14 protein-coding genes and 1 pseudogene are annotated in these 17941 nt (G+C 45.5%); 10 read left to right on the top strand and 5 right to left on the bottom strand.

Going from position 1 to position 17941, the window contains the following annotated elements; all coding sequences use genetic code 11:
* Position 1: 1 nt before the first annotated feature.
* The 4 genes from P3339_RS07550 (at position 2) to P3339_RS07535 (ending at position 2924) form a co-directional block, all read left to right on the top strand.
* A complete protein-coding gene (locus P3339_RS07550; RefSeq protein WP_020413421.1) occupies positions 2 to 1096 on the top strand; it encodes a PaaI family thioesterase in 1095 nt (364 codons plus the stop codon).
* Positions 1097 to 1236: 140 nt separating this feature from the next.
* Positions 1237 to 1770 (top strand): DUF2058 domain-containing protein, encoded by a 534-nt coding sequence (locus P3339_RS07545; RefSeq protein WP_020413422.1) that lies wholly within the window; start codon positions 1237 to 1239, stop codon positions 1768 to 1770.
* Positions 1771 to 1776: 6 nt separating this feature from the next.
* Positions 1777 to 2322 (top strand): DUF1415 domain-containing protein, encoded by a 546-nt coding sequence (locus tag P3339_RS07540; RefSeq protein WP_020413423.1) that lies wholly within the window; start codon positions 1777 to 1779, stop codon positions 2320 to 2322.
* 14 nt (positions 2323 to 2336) lie between these two features.
* Positions 2337 to 2924: an endonuclease dU gene (locus P3339_RS07535; RefSeq protein WP_282953563.1), complete on the top strand. Its 588-nt coding sequence runs from the start codon at positions 2337 to 2339 to the stop codon at positions 2922 to 2924.
* A 625-nt stretch (positions 2925 to 3549) separates the two neighbouring features.
* Here P3339_RS07535 and P3339_RS07530 read toward each other — a convergent pair.
* The 3 genes and pseudogenes from P3339_RS07530 to P3339_RS07520 form a co-directional block, all read right to left on the bottom strand.
* A pseudogene (locus P3339_RS07530) lies at positions 3550 to 4055 on the bottom strand (isochorismatase family protein).
* 131 nt (positions 4056 to 4186) lie between these two features.
* A complete protein-coding gene (locus tag P3339_RS07525) occupies positions 4187 to 4621 on the bottom strand; it encodes a hypothetical protein (protein WP_020413427.1) in 435 nt (144 codons plus the stop codon).
* 180 nt (positions 4622 to 4801) lie between these two features.
* Positions 4802 to 5287: a hotdog fold domain-containing protein gene (locus P3339_RS07520; RefSeq protein ID WP_282952908.1), complete on the bottom strand. Its 486-nt coding sequence runs from the start codon at positions 5285 to 5287 to the stop codon at positions 4802 to 4804.
* Between the two features lie 449 nt (positions 5288 to 5736).
* On the opposite strand from P3339_RS07520, the gene P3339_RS07515 reads away from it, so the two are divergent.
* The 4 genes from P3339_RS07515 (at position 5737) to P3339_RS07500 (ending at position 9712) form a co-directional block, all read left to right on the top strand.
* The gene (locus P3339_RS07515; protein WP_020413430.1) at positions 5737 to 6384 is read left to right on the top strand and encodes a hypothetical protein; all 648 of its coding nucleotides are present in this window, start codon (positions 5737 to 5739) and stop codon (positions 6382 to 6384) included.
* Between the two features lie 352 nt (positions 6385 to 6736).
* Positions 6737 to 7759 (top strand): phospholipase C/P1 nuclease family protein, encoded by a 1023-nt coding sequence (locus tag P3339_RS07510; RefSeq protein WP_020413431.1) that lies wholly within the window; start codon positions 6737 to 6739, stop codon positions 7757 to 7759.
* 58 nt (positions 7760 to 7817) lie between these two features.
* Positions 7818 to 9146, top strand: a complete 1329-nt coding sequence (locus P3339_RS07505) for a peptidylprolyl isomerase (protein WP_282952907.1) — start codon at positions 7818 to 7820, stop codon at positions 9144 to 9146.
* On the top strand, positions 9131 to 9712 hold the full coding sequence (locus tag P3339_RS07500) for a hypothetical protein (RefSeq protein WP_282952906.1): 582 nt from the start codon (positions 9131 to 9133) through the stop codon (positions 9710 to 9712). The genes P3339_RS07505 and P3339_RS07500 overlap by 16 nt, the downstream gene beginning before the upstream one ends.
* Positions 9713 to 10287: 575 nt before the next feature.
* On the opposite strand, the gene P3339_RS07495 is transcribed toward P3339_RS07500, so the two are convergent.
* Together P3339_RS07495 and P3339_RS07490 are read right to left on the bottom strand one after the other, a co-directional pair.
* Complete coding sequence (locus tag P3339_RS07495) at positions 10288 to 11262, bottom strand: DJ-1/PfpI family protein (RefSeq protein WP_051089500.1); 975 nt, start codon at positions 11260 to 11262, stop codon at positions 10288 to 10290.
* 743 nt (positions 11263 to 12005) lie between these two features.
* The gene (locus P3339_RS07490) at positions 12006 to 14090 is read right to left on the bottom strand and encodes a neutral/alkaline non-lysosomal ceramidase N-terminal domain-containing protein (RefSeq protein ID WP_282952905.1); all 2085 of its coding nucleotides are present in this window, start codon (positions 14088 to 14090) and stop codon (positions 12006 to 12008) included.
* 782 nt (positions 14091 to 14872) lie between these two features.
* On the opposite strand from P3339_RS07490, the gene P3339_RS07485 reads away from it, so the two are divergent.
* Both P3339_RS07485 and P3339_RS07480 read left to right on the top strand, forming a co-directional pair.
* Positions 14873 to 16621, top strand: a complete 1749-nt coding sequence (locus P3339_RS07485) for a cellulose binding domain-containing protein (RefSeq protein WP_282952904.1) — start codon at positions 14873 to 14875, stop codon at positions 16619 to 16621.
* On the top strand, positions 16513 to 17874 hold the full coding sequence (locus P3339_RS07480) for a cellulose binding domain-containing protein (RefSeq protein WP_282952903.1): 1362 nt from the start codon (positions 16513 to 16515) through the stop codon (positions 17872 to 17874). The genes P3339_RS07485 and P3339_RS07480 overlap by 109 nt, the downstream gene beginning before the upstream one ends.
* The last annotated feature ends 67 nt before the right edge of the window (positions 17875 to 17941 follow it).

Raw genomic sequence — 17941 nt, 5'->3', positions numbered from 1 at the left:
GATGACCAATATCACCGACGAAGTTCATCGCGGCGCCATTTGTGACCTGCGAGCACTTCAGCAACCTGGATTGCAGACATTCAAGCAATATATTCGCGGTAGCCTGCCAGGACCTCCCTTTTGGCGCTTAACTGGAATGCAACCTATTGAGGCAGGGCTTGGAAAAGCTACCTATTCCATGCCTATTACACCTTGGTTAGCTGATGGTACCGGCATTTACTGGGGCGGTATCTATGCAATGTTCGCTGATGCTCCCCTGGCTTCCGCTATCTGGACTACCCTACCCGCAGGTAAAGTACTGAGCACTTCTGAACTGAACATGTGCTTTATCCGGCCAATTACCACTAGTACTCAGAACATTGTCGGCCGGGCAACGACGATTCACTCCGGTAGCCAGGTTGGCCTCTCCAGCCTGCAGATCAACGACCAAAATGGCAGGACTCTCGCTTATGGGAGTACCCGCTGCTTAATAGCAGACTTTCCAGTCAGCCCAGATCAAGAGCTTCCTCTACCAGACTTAGGGCCCACCGAGCCACCTGATCCTTATTTACGCCCTCCTCCTGAAACATTCTTTTGTGATATGGCACACTTTCCAGAACAAGTGCCCATTGAACTTCAGCGGTTGACGATCAATGAAGGGCGAATGCATCCAGTTTGGTTACTTACTGGTTATCGAGCAGTCGAGATAGAAAATGGGCGCTGTATCTCTACCATGCCTTCCTCCCCCTGGTTCTCTAATGGAACTTTATCCATTTATGGTGGGCTTCTGGCCTGGGCTGCAGACTTCACCATGGGCGGAGCTGTTTACTCCACTCTACCTGCCGGATCTATCTTCGCCACTCTAGATATGCATATTCGCTTTGCACGACCAGCAAAGCTCAACAGTGGGGATTTGATCTTAGAGTCCCAGGTACTTCACCGAGGCCGGCAATTAAGGGTTTCATCCTGCAATATTGATACGCCCAGCGGTAAGCGCGTGGCTATTGCCACTGGTTCCGCACTGGTTATCCCCGGCGGTGCTCAGATGCTTGCGGATGGCAAACAGCCAGATGAAATTATTGCCACTGCAACCTCAGGCAAACCTTGGACACCCTGAATAAAATTCCTTATCAATGCTAAGGCCAACTTCAGGTAAAATGCTCATCACCAACATTCAGGCAAAGCCTCTGAATATTTTTTGACCGAATAGTCGCCTATTGCGACACCAATTCCAATGTAACTTTTGGGAAGCACACTATGGCCTCATTGCAAGACCAACTCCTGCAAGCAGGACTTGTTGACAAGAAGAAAGCCAAACAAGTTAGCAAGGAAAAGCGCAAACAGCAGAAAGTTGCTAAGAAGTCTGCGCAGCCCCAGATAGATGAAACCAAGCTGGCCGCACAAAAGACTCTCGCAGAGAAAGCTGCTCGAGATCGCGCCCTGAATGCCGAGCGAGATGCCGCTGCTCAACAGAAAGCTATCGCAGCCCAGATCAAGCAATTGGTGGAAACAAACCGCCAGCCCTACTCTGGAGAAACGGCTTACAATTTTACTTTCGACAAGAAGATCAAAACCATCTACGTCAGTGATGAACTACGCGATCACCTGATAGCCGGTCGCCTGGTGATTGTCGCCCAGGATGCGCGTTTTGATTTGGTGCCCAGGATAATCGCCGACAAGATTGCCGAGCGAAACACTGAGATTATCGTTAAACCTGCTGAAACATCAGCACCGGTAGATGAAGACGACCCCTATGCAGATTTCCAGATCCCCGATGACCTTATGTGGTAATTGGCAATGAAGCAAGATGTTGTCCAGGTAGTGGAGCAATGGCTCACCGATGTGGTGGTGGGCTTAAACCTCTGCCCTTTTGCGCGCAAACCTATGCGCGCAGGCCAGATACGCTACATAGCCAGTGAAAGCAAAAACGACCAGGCCCTGCTGGCCGATTTACATACAGAACTGCAACGACTCGACAGTACGCCAGAGAGTGAGCTCCTTACTACCCTGCTGATTATTCCCGATCATCTGCAAGACTTTGCCGACTACAATCAATTTCTCGATCAGGCCGAATGGCTACTGGAACGCTACAACTATGTAGGCACTTATCAGCTGGCCAGCTTCCATCCGGACTACCAATTTGCCGGAACAAATCCGAATGATGCTGAAAATCTCACTAACCGGGCCCCTTTTCCTATCCTTCATCTATTGCGTGAAGATAACCTGGAAAAAATGATCGAGCTTTACCCAAATCCAGAGAGCATTCCTGAAAATAATATTCTTCAGGTTGAATCACTGAATCAAGAAGAAAAGCTGCGACTCTTCCCCTACCTTTTCCGATAGCAAAATCTCAAGTGATGAAATCCCTGGAAGAACTACTGCGCTTGAACAAGCTGATCCGCCTGATCGGATTTGACGATGCCCCTTTCAAGAAAGAGCGGGGCACGCCAGTAAAGGTTAGCGGCATCGTCTGTTCCAATACACGCTTCGAGGGAATGCTATGGGGAGAAGTGAAAAAAGATGGTATGGAGGCCACCCAGGTCATTGCTGAACTGTTAAAAAACAGTAAGTTTTATAGTCAAATAAACGTAATCCTTACGGATGGCCTTGCTGTCGGTGGTTTTAATATTATTGATTTACCTGAACTCTCAAAAACTATCGATCGCCCTTGTATTGCCGTTATGCGTAAGCTACCGGATATGGCAGCCATAGATCGCGCCCTTCAAAACTTCCCCGATTACCGGCTCCGCAAAGAGACGTTGTTAAAAGCCGGCGAAATCCACTCACTCAGGAATTTTTATTTCCAGGTACAGGGCTGCAACCCCGATATCGCTGCCCGGGTACTGGAGCAGGCAACGGATAATGGCAACGTGCCCGAAGCACTGCGGTTAGCACATATGATCGGTGCCGCGGTAATAACGGGACAAAGCGGTAAACGGGCATAGAATGATAGTGAAGGCTGAATTTACTCCTGCCCTTTTTATGCATAATAAAAGCAAGGGGGTTCAAGGAATTAACTCACACTTGCTGGGCAAATATCGCAAAAAATTTTAAACCTAAAGAAGTAAGTTCACACAGCGCCAATAAAACGCATAGGACTAGGCCTGGCTATGCTAGAGGGGGAGTAGAACTCCAACAACGAAAAGAAAACGGCAGGCTGTGACTAGAACTACAAACCACCAGACTTAGGGCGCCAGCTGCCCGAGGCTGACGAGATAAATAAGAATCATTAAGAAAGACGCATATTCGACCGTATTGGCATGGGCTCTCACCCAATTATGTAAAGTGTTATCCAGCTCAAAGGAATGCCCCATCTTTTACTTACTATGCCCTATAGCGACAAGAGTCCTAAGGAAAAGCGATAATGCGACTAGAAATCCAATACACAACTAGTACACATTCATAAAAATTTCCTCTCTAATCGGCCTGACAATTACTTAGCAATATATCGAGTCGACTAATTGGTATAATAAAAAACCAAATTAAATCCTGGCAATTCCTTGAACTTCTTTCAAAAGCTGATAATTCGGTAAAAAACCTTAATATAAGCAAACAGTTATAGAGGGAAAATTATTGCAGAATTTCCTCCAGCAGTTCCACCCGAATAGTTGTGTCGTCGGTAATCAGCTCACTCCATATCCAGTTATGGTGGGCTATTACAGTTTGTGCCTTAAGGTGTGGACGATCTTTCAAGGTATGACAATCAGAAGCTACTAAGATATTGATCTTATGGCTCACAGCAGACCTAATAGTGGTATCTACACAAAAGTCCGTCGCCCATCCGCTGACAATCAGACGATTTACATTAAGCTTTTCCAAGGTGTGCTTTAGATCTGTCTGATAAAAAGCATCATTGGTTTTTTTCTAATTACAAGATCACTTTCACTTTTTATCAGATCATCCAGCAGTGCCCAGCCCGTAGATCCGGGCAGGAGTCCCTCTTCTTCAAGCCCATCATGCTGTATAAATATTACACTTCCATCTCGCTCCCTAACCCAGGCAGCGAGCCTGTTTATGCGGGCTATGGTACCGTCTACATCAAACTGATTACGCTCCGCAAAGGAAGCTTCCTGCATATCAATAATCAGCAAAACATCCATAAGTTCACTCTGTTACTTACCCACATAGGCAGAGGCGATTGATTCATATCTTGCACCCTGCCGCAATTCATCGGCAGGCATTAGGAGCCTTCAAGTACGACTTGGTATTAAAGGATAACAGCGCTGTCCCTGGACTTATCAGCAAAAAGTGCCACAAGGGAAAACTGGGAAAATCCCTGGTCCGTAGATAGATATTCCTTACACCAAAACCTCAGGTTCTCCGTAAATGCCTCCGATGGCTCCAGCGCAAGGAAATGACACCGCACGACAATATCAGAATCCTTCTTCCTGCTATCGTCAGTAATAGAGATTGTCAATGTAGAAGAAGCACTTTCCCAGCGAATCAGGAAGTAGAGGGAAGAGTCATTGATACTCTCATTGAGCTTGGATACGGCCATACCCAAGGTCTCGGTTAAGTCCTGGTATACATCACTATCGGTAATAGCATTGCTCTTCGCATGGTACAGCTGGTATTCCGCACCGTCATCACTGACCAAATCAAGCAGGCCTGATGATCGACCCAACTTCCACTCTAAGCCCATAATTCCTCCAGATAGATACAGTTTAAGAAGCCGGGTATTTTACGGATTCCTCAACCAATCCACACCTGTTGAAATCAAGGTTAGTACAGGTGCACATTTTCCATACAGGTAGATGGCTGGTTAGCCGGCTTCTTAGGCAAGGCTTAGAGTAAAGAACCTCCAAGCCTTCCAGAACAGCATTTATTTGGCGCTGGGCCGTTGGGATACGCGCATAGTGATATCTGCATGGAAAACTTCTTCCCCGTTCTGGTCGAAAACCCCGACTGGCATGATTACATCACCCGCATCAATAGATTCAAACTCAGGGTACTCACATACGGCTCTCAAGTTAGTTTTAGCCATCTTCAAGTACTTAACCTCCATCCCTACAGGTATCCAACGAAATCGTCGATCAAGGGATACATCAAGACAAACGCCACCAGCTAGCTCGGCGGCATTACACATGGCAATAGCATGTACAGTTCCAATATGATTAGTAACACTCCAGCGCTTTTTTAAGAGCACTTCGACATGTCCTGGGGACACTTCGGCAAAGCATGGCTTGATAGACCTGAAATATGGAGCCTTGAAGGCCACTACTTTAGAAACTGCCCAGCGCCCGAGTGCCGAGCTCCCAAACTTTTTCCACAATTGCAACACGGGGCTTTTCGAAGATTGATAGTCCATCTTGCCTCACTATCTAAATCATTGGTTGACGAACTTCCTCATAGGCATCCGTCGTTGCCCGCAACTATACATGATCAAAGGGTTACGCCAGATAATCAGATCTATCAGGTTTATTGACCAGCCTAACTATCGGAGAACAATACAGCCGAAGATCTGCACAAAGAATAAGAAATACCGGATATCTTCCGGTAATAGCTATTAGTATAAGCGAAAGCCTCTTTCCATCTTTGATGGTTATAAGTTTAAAAAAGAGACAAGAAGATAATTTGGCATCAATGTCTGCGGAGTCCCTTAATAAACACATGTTAATCTGGCAATCAGATCTAGCGAGTGGTCACAAAAAATAGCAGCTTTCGGGGGAAATAAACTTCTATTTTTACTCATAACCAAGTGGCAGATGCCACATTATGGGTATTTTTGTTTCATACGCCTATAAAAGGAAAATAAACATGGCAATCTTACCGGCAACCGCATTCAATCAACTGCAAGCAAATACATCAACTTTTCTGAAAACCTACCCAGTTAGAATTTATGGTGATCCTGGAGCATCAGGAATAACTCAATACTGCATCGGCAATGGCGGAAATTCATATCGTCCTGGAACCATTCTGGGAACACACAATATGCACTCAACTGAATCTTTCCACATAAGGGGTAATGCTTTTTATCTTGCGACAAATCCACACCTGTTTTTTACACACTCCATACATATGGATGTCGGTGCGGCAAACCTGGGTTTTTATCGTTTACCCAGCGCAACTGGGCCCTCAATGATGGTAACCGGCCAACTATCTGCCTGCTCTTTTGTCATCCGCCCAGTCATAGGCAGTACTGCCCTTGATGTTGCTCATGTACAACCTGCGGCTGTTAATGGCGATACCCTTCGCAACAACCTAGCAGCTACTTACGGGACAGCCTTTGTTTATGGCACCAGCAATCAACGGGGGTTTTACAATGGGGCAAATCGTACCGTTTCAGTTATTGGCATACGTACAGGTACTAGCTGGAAAATATACGCGCAGAAACATGACAGAACCACGGGGGATTATCGCATTCTCAGTGTGTACGAGATCTACCCGACACATCAAAAACTTTAATGACTAAAAATACTAAAAAAAGAGTCTTAAAGAAATTTCAACTGAGGACTCAGCCTGTATCATTAAAGACAGCCATATTGTATAAACAATCAACATTTTCACCTGAGAATTTACGTAATAAAGCGCCCGAAATAATCTTAGTTATTTAAAGTATCCAAAAACTATAAATCTTTTCTTCATGTTTCCTTATATGAGATCCATCGCATAGATTGACCGCTTACACCGAGCCAATTGATTATCTTCATAGAAACGCATTAAAACTGTCATTTCTCGCCAGCATACTTACGCCCGCTCGCCTTTGGGCTTCCACAGGCGCTCTCTATAAGACATAAAAACCATATCAGGAGCTGTCGTGAAGAAAATTATCACCACCGGCCTAGTCCTCGCGGCCTTAAGTGCATCCTCTACCCAAGCATTCCAACAGATCACCCATAAGCGCATTGCAATTGACGCTGTTTCCTATATGCGCAACAACCCAGAGACTACCGAATACAATAAACTCAAAGCTTGGGTAAATGCGGCCGGATTTAGTGTAGATGAGTTTGCGGAAGTACTTGGCCAGGGCGCTTATGATGTTGACGACTTCAAAGATACTTACCTGTGCGGGGCAATCACTGGTGACTGTGTCTACGCTCCAGTGTTTAACGCCGGAGCCTCACTAGTGGGTTACACAAGCTATTGGCATTTCCAAAATCATACCCGCGGTTCAGATGTTCACGGGAACGATCTCGGCGGCTACAACTACGACCTGCTTACCGTATGGGACAGCATTGATAATATGGCAGCTACCTGGCTGGTTGGCGACTATCTGGATGATGGTAATGGGGGAATGACCGGTTGGTGGTCAGCCGATGACTCAGAATACAATACCTATGGTATTACTGAAGCCAACTATCGCCAGGGTAGCCATTCCTCCAAATCGATGTATGACGACTTTGAGGAGATCCCCTTTCAACCTATCGACAACCTCGGCCAGTACTGGTACAGCCAATTCCTTGCCCAACCAACCGCACAAACTCTCGGCTTTGTAATGCATACCACTGACCTGCTTCAGCCACACCATGTGTGGACCACCTCAGGGCTCAACCACAGCGGTTGGGAGGGCTGGGTTGCAGATTACTACGATAGCGAAAACCTCAATGACGAAGCACTGGTTGCTCAGGCCATGTCTAACTTTACTGCTATAGGGCAAAGCAGCGATGATATTCGCCCCTTACTGACTCAAGGCGGCGCCCTCGCCTATGCCAATGGTGGTATTGTTTTATCCAGTACCGATCATAACGACAGGCTGCAAGTGGCCAAAACGGTCGTGCCTCATGCCATTGCAATGGTGGTTCATATCCTCAATCACGCTGCTCAAAAAGTCAGTGAATAACAACAAGAATTAAGCGCTCACCACTGGCGCCCGCAGCCAGTGGTCTAAGGATATTCTGATGAGAGTTATCTGGGTATTGGCCGCCGTACTGATAGTGACCACTCTGGCTTTCGCGGACTCACCTACAACGCTACCAGATAGTGTTGCAGCAAGAGTTAATGGCGAAGATATATCTCTAGCGGCATTAGACGTATTTGTAAAAGCAGCACGTCGCCACGATAAAGAGGCCAACAGGCGGTCAGTTCTCAAAGGGCTTCTAGAAAGCCATCTACTAGCCACGATGAACACCACGAAGTCTGTAATAGATAACCACAACACTGTAGGCTACGACTACCATACGCAGGTTGAGCAACAGCTCTTCAAACTGATTCGCAGCGCTTACCAGACCCCGCTTGAAAAGACCATGCAATCTGCAAACGTAAACAGCAGTCTGGATTTTCTAACAGCTCCTCTGACACTTAATATCAACAAACTCAAACCAATTCTTCAGTTACAGCAAAAGCTCTATAGCTCCATGACAACTGACCAACGGAATTCAGCGGAGCAGCTAGTGATTGCTCGCTACAAGTTCAGAGATACACAAGCTGAACAAGTATTGACTTTATGGGACTTATATCGTCGCCAGAATATTCAGCTTAAGGTACAGATGCACAGCTTGAATTTGGAATTCATCCGCGAGGCCATAAAGCAACAGCTCACTAGCGCCTATGTGTTAGATTGGTTTGAAATCGGCTCATCCTTGGACCAGGTATCCCGCGCAACCGTCAAACAGTGTATAGAATATGCCCTACAACGTGAACTTCTATTACAAAATATGGGATTGATTCATGATATTCACGATGAAAACCCACATCTCCAAGCTCTCGTAAAATCTGTGACAAAGAAAGAAGTCCATCAGTACTATAAAAAACACAAAGAGAACTTCAAGCGTATTGAAAAGGTTCACGCCTATCATATCCGCCTGGAATCACAAGAAAAGGCCGATCTTGTCTATAAGGAAATCAAAGCCGGCCTGCCCTTTCATAAAGCAATTCAGAAATACTCTAACGCAACAGACCGTAACTCCAACGGCAGCCTGGGGTGGATTGATCGAGAAAACCATCGCGATCACTGGACACTCGCCATGGCATTTAGCCTCCCTGAAAATACAGTCTCAAAACCCTTTCGCAGCCCCCAAAAAGCCGGGGATGTGCACTGGGAAATACTCTGGATAGACCAGCGGGAAGTTAGCTATCAGCCAATCGAGAGCGAATCGGTGCACTATAGAGCCACTAATGCTATTGCTCAGAAAAAACTCCAAGAAAAATTTTATACACTGATATCACTGGCTAAAAAGAATGCATCCATACAATTAAATCAGAGGTTGCTGTCTTGCGAATCTTGCTAATTGTAGTCGCTCTAACATTAGTTGGACTGATCATTACTGCAGTGGCTCTAAATGATCAAAGCATAGCTTTGGATGGGATAGTCGATAGGGACAAACCTAAACCAAATTTCCCTTATTCCACCCAAGCTCACCAACCTTCGACAAAAACCGTAGTTACCCAGTATTCAGAACTCAATGTAAATAATGACTTCGCATTCTCTTCAAACCCAAAAAGCGTAGCTGTGCAATCATTAGCAGAGACTATGAAAACTGGCGATCCACGTACACCTCCACTTGCCCCTAAAAATAATCCACGCACAAAGCCAAGCACTGAAGAACTTGCATCTCGCGATCTCTACCGAGAGTTTGAAGCTCGGCAGGAACAGGCCATATATGCCTCTTTTGCCGCAGCTGCGAAGCATAAAATTACGGAGCTAGAACAACAAATTGAACTAGGGAAGCAGTTTGGTATAAACCAGGAACAACTCTACGAGGCGACTCAAAAACTGGATTCGCTGCGAAAACAAAGAGAAATTATTCTCAGGGATCACCTGGAAGTCGATACCGAATCCCCCACAAAGCAATAGCTATAAAAGTCAGATTTAGACCCTATACGCCTTTATAACTTTTCAGTCTATATTCAAATAAGTCAATAAATTTTCGCAAATGGAAGCTTATAACACTATCATTTTCGGTGTTTTAAACCTGAGTGGCGCCAAGCCAGGTAGGAAGGATAATTGTGAAAGCGGCCCTCCTTCTCTTATTAAGCTTATTCTCCACTTACTCCCTGGCATCCTCTGTCAGGGTCCAATTAATGGACTGGGATAGCATTTGTAAAGTGCAAGTAACTGGTGGAAAGAACCCCTCATTCACAAATTTCCAAACCTACAAAAATGTAAGACGGGGCTGGGAGATTGAGCGCCCCTACCAAATTTGCTACCGTCGCAATGAAGAGCCCTCACAGTGTAACTCAAAAATGACTTTGTGGCGCTGTAAAAGATATGTTGAATCGGATGATCCCAAGAGCAACACTTTCCCGCTGTTCTGATTTTTTGAAAAATAGGATTGGATCAAATGTCATTGCAAACTCATAGAGCAAACTAAATATATAACTTAAATTTTAACGGAGATTCCATACGCACTAATAGCCACAACCGCCAAGTTACGACGCTTGATCCAATATACTTAACTTAATCATCCAAGGATTGACCTCAGAAGGAGAAACAAAATCAATCTGCAGTACAATACCATCATCAGAAAACCGATATATCCATTTATTATCAATAAATTTTCCCTGACTAATTTTCCAATCTGGATTCTCTTTCATCTGTTCACTTAACCAGGCTTTTACAGTCTCCACATCACCGGAAACCTGAAATGCGGTATACCAATCTTCCAAGTCGCCATAGCTATATTCCTTAGAAACAAATTGAATTGACTCAGGCAAGTCACCAAAATTCGGCATAATTTTGTCTGCCATTATACCCCGGATATAACCGCCCTGCGGCTGCCACTGGTACTCAATCTTCGCCGCAACACTTCTGGCTTTCTCCATCGTATCAATCTTGCTTACCAGGTATAGAGCACCATCTATTCCGGATGAAAGACCGGCGGTAGTAATGATCTTCCCGTTATCTACAAACTTTTTATTCTTTACCAATTCGATATCAGGGAAACTTTTCTCGAACGAATTGAAGGCTCCACGAATAGTGGTTGCTTTCTTACTATGAAGCAGCCCGGTATTCGCCAAAATAAAGGCACCGTTACATACCGATAGCACATACTGCACCTGCTCAGACTGCTCCTTAATCCACTGCAATATCTCCGGGTTCTCCATCGCTTTATTGATGCCACCCCCAGGGATAATTACCGCATCAAATTGATTCTCTTGATCAAAACTGGCATCTGGAACCACCTGTAATCCCATCGCTGAAGTAATGGTTTCACCATCTTCAGAGATGGTTGTCAAACGATAACGCGCCTGACCAAAAACCTCATAAGGGCCAGCATAATCAATAGTTTGTGCACCATCGTACAATAATATTCCAATATGGAAAGCGTCCTTAGATATAGAGTGGGCCCAAGCCTTACTACTTAAAAGTAATGAGCACAGGGCAGCCCAGAAAAATATTTTCATGGTTATAACCTTAAATTCGAAAGTCAGTTATTTTTAGCAGGAGCAAAGGTTTATTCGACAATTGATCAGACATATCATAAAAGTCCCGCTATATGAATAGTGCGCTTCCAGTCGAGGCAGTTGAAAGCATAAATTAATAGCATTAGTCGCAAAGGACATAAAGCCGACAAATTAGGACATCAATTATCAGAGAAGGAGCCTTTCTATCTCATTGATAATATTTAAGCTCGGCATTGGCAATGTTTATATAGGCTCCACTGCCCTATGCTTCTTCGCAACAAACCATATTGCCCGTGCTGGGCCAGTGAGATCCCTAAATGAATCTATTGAATTAGATCAGCCTCACCCCGTTCATAAGCAATAATTTTCCATAGTTCTTTATAGATTCTGGGGATTAGCTAAGCCTGCTTTTCGGCAAGCACTGCATCTGCAAATAACCCCAACCCATACATTGCGGACAGCAAGAACAGCTAGTTATTCATACATAAGTAAAGTAAAAAAACTTTCCCTATATTGCTTATTACCAGGCGGACTACATGTGTTTTAGAGAATGGAGAAATCGCGATTATACTGATGGAAAAGCGGAAAATGAATTACATAGTAGAAGCAGAATAAAAAGAAGAACAAGCAACTTATAATGGCACACAAATATATTATATTTAGGGCATTTATAGAAAATATGGCATTACCTAGATGTCGATATCACAGTTTCGGTAATGCCATCTAATTGGTGCAGGAATCTGCTAATTAGCTACAGTAAATTTGCTTGAGGTGCCACTATAGCTGGAAATTTTTCCTGTCCACCCACTCTTCCAGTTTCCGTAATGCTTAATACGATATGTGCCAGCTGGAGTATTTTCACCAATTGTCCACTGCCCTTCAGCAAAGGAACAAGCCAGACAATCTATAGCGGTATCCCTGGTCCAGATAAAACGGGTATCCAAATCATTATCCGTAAGATAGGTTTTCCAGCTACCATTCACTTTTCGCTGAATCTCAATAAACGTGCCGCCAGTCCTGAAATTATTGCGAGGATGTCCAGAGCGAAAAGAGGCGCTCACCATGTCTCCGGCAGAGTAGCTGTTACCGACATCATTCCAGACTTGCCCAAAAGATTCCCAAAGACGCTTATCATCATAAACCACCCCGATAACATGAATCACCTGGTCATTAGATAAATCTGCAGGTGTTGGGCCTGCATCGACTTCCAGATTATTGTTCATGGCATAGGCCATCTCCGTGTAGATTTGCTGGTAAGCTGCAAGGGTGTTGGGGCCAAAGATAGTATGGCCACCCTCATAGTGCTGCATATCAAATTCTTCGTGTGTAGTCACGTAACCGCTATAGGCATTCGCCAGACCGGCAATCACCACCGTAGAGATTCCATTACCCTGCATAGCTGAGAGCACCTGCTCTTCCAAACGGCGCCCCGCCATAGTAGTCATCTCACTGGGCGCAGCAACCAGGGCAAGGGAGCCGATTCGAAACATCTGAAATGGTAAATAGGGTGTGTACAGCTCTTGCCCCACCACTTTACGCTCTACAAAGGTTGGCTTTGGATATTGGCAGGGATCATCCTGAGTCTCGTTGAAAACAGCCACCGCAGAAAAAGCGTTCATCAATCCAAATATCGGGAATCCATCAATTACAGATTCAAACAGGCTTTCGCTGCGATCCCATTCTGTACCCTCATTATCTACAGACATACCTTCGAAGATACCGTCAATTCCACTGGGGCCATCCCAGGTAGAACCCGCTGTAAAGGACCAGCCAACCGCGCCTTCACATATATCCTGCTGTCCTACTCCAGTGTACTGTCCCGCCACTGTGTAGCCTGGGAAGTAGATGATTTGATGACGATAGTCCAGTTCCCCTGTCAACTTGTTAGCTGCTGACTCATATAGTGACTGCGCTTTGGAAAACTGCTTTTCTGCAGCCAGCTCTAAACTCGCATATTCACTAGTACCGCAGCCATCTCTGGGGCCACACACATTAGGAGAGGCATCACCCAGGTTGCTGTTGGCAAAAGCCGCCACGAAACCATCTGAGGTATTGGGCTGGCCAGCAGCCCAGGTTTCAAATAGGTAACTGGCCGCACCTTTATGGTCGCTACTCAACTGGCGTTGTTCGGTTCCGAGGGAAACATTGTGCACAGCAAACCAATTGATAATCCCCATTGCCTCATTATCCGATCCCACCAATTTGAGCTGACTCATGGTTTTATTAGTATCGTATTGGTAATTACTAATATCGGAATTTTGTGCGTAAGGTTCTGGGTTGCGATTAACACTGGTATTGAGCAGGGTACCCTGATCGAGATAAATATCGCCTTCCTTCAGGCTGTTATTCGCTGAGACAATAGACTGGTAAATACCCTCCACAATCGCGCTATAATTATCTCCTGCGTAACCCAATGCACTCATATTCAACATTACATAGTGATCGTAACCACCAGGCCCCACATGAGTATGAGTTGCTGTGAGCATCACATTCTCATCAGTGAACCTATTATTGCCATACTTACTTTTAAGTTTGGCGATTACACCCTGTTTAACGCCCTGGGGAATGCCCTGCAGATCCGCAGAGACAAATACTAGGCGCCGACTATTCTGTGGATTCGCGATAATAAACGCGCGGGACCACAAACGGGTGTGAATTCCCTTTGTTGTTTGCCCTGTCTCACCATAGCCAACCATACCAACATCGGCGGCTGGGCCCGTAATATCGTATTTACCAGTACCCAGCAACCAGTCCGCACCGAATGCAAGAGGGGTAGCGCCTACTAGCCCCAAGAGCACCACACAAATCTTGATTATTATTTTATTCATTTTTTCTCCAAATAATTTGCTATAGCGATGCCTATACATAGCATGAGCCATGGAAAGAAGGCTGACCTTACTTGCAAAAATTATTCTGATAACGCAGTGAAAGAAACTGGCTCGATAGCCAGCTTTACGAAGTACAACTACATGACTGTACTTTTATTATTTCTATTATTTCTTCCTGATAGAGACAAACCTATACAGTGAATAGAGCTTAGACAGGTATGACAATATTCTTCCTTGATTCGCACCTTTTTATTAAGTTAATACTTTGGCACGCGGGTTCCATGATACTTCATTTACGCTATCCACAGGTTTGCAATAACTCCCAACAGACCAAAAGCCAGGGTAATTCGCAATGCCAGATCTGCAATTAGGATTTATTAAATATAGATATCATTCATAGACCGAGGTCGATGTAATTTCCACTTACTTTGAGAGGATCATCGGAGATGACCAGAACGTTTTTAGTTTAGCTTTGATGAATTTATGACTATTCCAACAAAAACGCGCACCAATTTGGAGCGCAATCAGGAACTACCCGAGATGCCTCTAGCTTCCGATAAATTTTGAAGCACTCACGAGCCGACAGAAGATGTGAATCAATAGTCATTTATTCAGCATAACTCCTTTAAACGAAACTTTATCGCCAGGAAGGAGCCTTAGCTGTTGGTACAAATTTAATAATTAGTGGTTTCTTGATGCATATCCGACTCATCAAAGCAAGCATGGTCCCTTTACTTTTATTAGGGCTTTCTGGTCAGGCGCTCGGAGCTACAAGCTGCGACGTGAACCTGGTTGTTCAGAGCCAGTGGAATACCGGTTACATGGCCGCTGTAGTCGTTCGAAATACTGGCAATGAACCCATCAATGGCTGGTCAGTCGACTGGCAGTGGCCCGCAGACCAAGTCATCGATCACTCCTGGAATGCCAAGATTAGTCAAAGCGGCAATATCGTTACCGCGGAGGGAACTGGCGATTTTGCCACCATACCAACAGGCGAGGCGCGGTCCTTTGGGTTTAATATCTCCTACTCTGGGGGCAAGCAGATCCCATCCAAGATAAATGCCAGCTGTAATAAGCAAGCATCTTCGCCCCCAACACCTACTGAACCGCCAACAAGCACTCCACTATCCCCAATTGAGCGCTACAACTACATTCTCGGTACCCAGACAATCAGTCCCAAGTACAGTTTTACCGGAGAAGGCTCCCTTGTGGAGTCTGCCAAGGCCATTCATGCAATGGGCTCGAATTTTCTTAAGATTGCCCTCTCCACGGGCCTGTATGATGAACTACGAGGCAAAGGGCTGGACTACCAATTCAAACGCATGCTTGAAGAAGTGCCCGCTTATCGTGAGGTCCTGGAAATGGATTTTTCCCACTATATGTTTTGGGTGGAAGATTCAGGCTCCTGGATGGACAACAAGGGCATGTCCAAAGATGAACTAACCTGGCAGTACGATAAAATTTATGCCCTGGCTGAATACCTGCTAACGCAATATAACGGATCTGGTAAAACCTTTATGATCGGCCACTGGGAAGGGGATTGGAACCTGGTGCAAAAGGCAGACGGAACCCGTGATGACAACCAGGAAAAAATCGACCCCATACGTATCCAGGGATTAATCGACTGGCTCAATATTCGTCAGAAGGCCATAGATGATGCTAAAGCCAATGTAACCCACTCCGATGTCAACCTGTATCACTATGTTGAAGTCAATAGGGTTGAGTCAGCAATGCAGGGGAAGGAGCGTATTACCAATGCCGTACTACCCCACACTAATGTGGATCTGGTGTCTTACTCAGCTTATGACCTGACTACCAAGGAAAGACACTCAGACTTCGCCACCTTACATACCGAGTTAACCAAAGCTTTAGATTTCATTAATTCAAAGCTTCCCACCAAGGCAGGCTTGCCATTTGAAAAACGAGTATTTATTGGCGAGTACGGATACGGTGAATCCTGGTTCAAAGACTGGGGCACCCGCTCCGGAGAAGCACAGGATATGCTCTCGCGCAATGTGATTAAAACTTCATTGGAGTGGGGGACTCCTTTTATCTTGTATTGGCAGATGTATGGTAACGAGTATGACAGCTGGGCTAATGAGTTTGTCGGCTACTGGCTGATCGACAACGAGGGGAACAAAAAACAGATTTACCAAACACACCAAGAGTTCTATCGGGACGCCAAACAATACCTGATCGATTTTCAGGCAAAGCAGGGTATCCTACCTACAGAGCGAGAGTTCCGCGCCTACGCACTTAAGTGGTTTGAGTCCACTAAATCCCCAACAACACCGCCAACTCCAACACCAGACACAACACCAGACACAACACCTGCACCAAGCCCGGAACCTGCCCCCCACTGCCATCCTCTGGCCAGTGTACTGTGGAATACACTGTCCAAAATGACTGGGGCAATGGCTTTATGGCTAATGTGGTTATCCGCAACACTGGAAATACCCCCATTGAGAAATGGCAGGTACAGTGGCAATGGCCAGGTAACCAAAAAGTGGCCCATCACTGGAATGCTCTGATAAGCGAAAATAGCGGTACAGTGACTGCCAGCGGCCAGGACACTATTCCTCCAGGCGAGGCTCGGGCATTTGGTTTTAATGGTGAGTACACGGGTGAAAATATTCAGCCAAACCTGACCACTAGCTGCCAGTCCAATAGCGTAACAGAACCCTCTCCGCCAAGTACCCCTGTACCTACAGAACCAGAGCCCCAGCCCACTGAGCCGTCCAATCCCAATAAAGGCAATGCCAACAGCATAAAACTCTGGCTTATTGGGGACTCGATCACCTATGGCATGACAACACTACCCTTCAACTCCAATGGCTTCCGCTCCCAAATTTGGCAACATCTCTTCGATGCCTCCAATGGCAAATCCAGTTTCCCGCTTACCGCAAGTGAGAGCAATGGCTCCCTCCAAATTCTCTACAGTGGCAAGCCCATACACACTATCGGAACTGTAAATGGTCCAACTGGCCCAGAGGACTTGGCACAACAAAGCAGGAATTACTGGCATTCGGGAATCCCAGGAGCCACCACAAGCGATATGCTCTGCTTCCTAAACCCTACAGGTCATCAAGTTCCATCTGGCTATAATTTTGCCAACTGCGCTCAATCCATTGCTAACTTCAATTCGGTAGCTACCGAAATGTGCCGGGAAGGCAGTAACAGTGCCGGATGGCTAGGTAACCAAGCCTGCCAGCTGAGTCAAAGCCTCTCCGACACAGATGCCGTTGTGATACCTATCCAACTGGGAACCAACGACATTACTTTCTTAAATATGAATGGCGCCACCAAGTGCAGTGCCGCACCTGATATAGGAAGCACCACAGCCAGTCGACTGGAGCAGGTTGTTGCCGGCATATTGTCACCAGCAAATATTACGGATAACTCTACTCTGGTGGGTAAAATATATAGTCACCTTTCTTCATTAGGCATAGCCGATAAAAATATTGCCTTTGTAATCTCGATGATTCCTCGCCGAAGTAATATTGACGGGCAAGACCCCCAAAATTACTGCACCGATTACTACAATGCCCAGATTAAAAATGCGGTAGAAAATGCCAGAGCTTCTTTTAATATGTTTCTGGCAGATCAGGGCAAAATAATCCCTACTGGTGACTCGGTACATCCCACTACAGCAGGTCACAAGGTCATGGCCTGCAACCTGCTGTATGGTTATAGCTATGGGCATTCTGAGAGCTTCAACTGCCCAATACCAGACAGTACTCCAACTTCTGGCTTAGTGAAAGCACTAGAAAGCGTCATTCACTAGTTATACTACGATTAAATAAAGAGTTCGTTTTATAAAAAGACAGGATGGCGGCATGGCACATAAATTT

It is taken from the genome of Microbulbifer sp. MLAF003 (assembly GCF_030012965.1).
Classification (GTDB): Bacteria; Pseudomonadota; Gammaproteobacteria; order Pseudomonadales; family Cellvibrionaceae; genus Microbulbifer; species Microbulbifer variabilis.
The sequence above is the reverse complement of the archived record's forward strand: the minus strand, read 5'-3'. Positions and strand labels throughout refer to the sequence as shown.

Excerpts from the sequence above, each read along its gene's own strand:
- P3339_RS07505 (WP_282952907.1), top strand. The coding sequence starts at position 7,818 with ATGAGAGTTATCTGGGTATTGGCCGCCGTACTGATAGTGACCACTCTG.
- P3339_RS07515 (WP_020413430.1), top strand. The coding sequence starts at position 5,737 with ATGGCAATCTTACCGGCAACCGCATTCAATCAACTGCAAGCAAATACA.
- P3339_RS07480 (WP_282952903.1), top strand. The coding sequence starts at position 16,513 with ATGGCTAATGTGGTTATCCGCAACACTGGAAATACCCCCATTGAGAAA.
- P3339_RS07490 (WP_282952905.1), bottom strand. The coding sequence starts at position 14,090 with ATGAATAAAATAATAATCAAGATTTGTGTGGTGCTCTTGGGGCTAGTA.
- P3339_RS07495 (WP_051089500.1), bottom strand. The coding sequence starts at position 11,262 with ATGAAAATATTTTTCTGGGCTGCCCTGTGCTCATTACTTTTAAGTAGT.
- P3339_RS07550 (WP_020413421.1), top strand. The coding sequence starts at position 2 with ATGACCAATATCACCGACGAAGTTCATCGCGGCGCCATTTGTGACCTG.
- P3339_RS07545 (WP_020413422.1), top strand. The coding sequence starts at position 1,237 with ATGGCCTCATTGCAAGACCAACTCCTGCAAGCAGGACTTGTTGACAAG.
- P3339_RS07535 (WP_282953563.1), top strand. The coding sequence starts at position 2,337 with ATGAAATCCCTGGAAGAACTACTGCGCTTGAACAAGCTGATCCGCCTG.
- P3339_RS07525 (WP_020413427.1), bottom strand. The coding sequence starts at position 4,621 with ATGGGCTTAGAGTGGAAGTTGGGTCGATCATCAGGCCTGCTTGATTTG.
- P3339_RS07540 (WP_020413423.1), top strand. The coding sequence starts at position 1,777 with ATGAAGCAAGATGTTGTCCAGGTAGTGGAGCAATGGCTCACCGATGTG.
- P3339_RS07520 (WP_282952908.1), bottom strand. The coding sequence starts at position 5,287 with ATGGACTATCAATCTTCGAAAAGCCCCGTGTTGCAATTGTGGAAAAAG.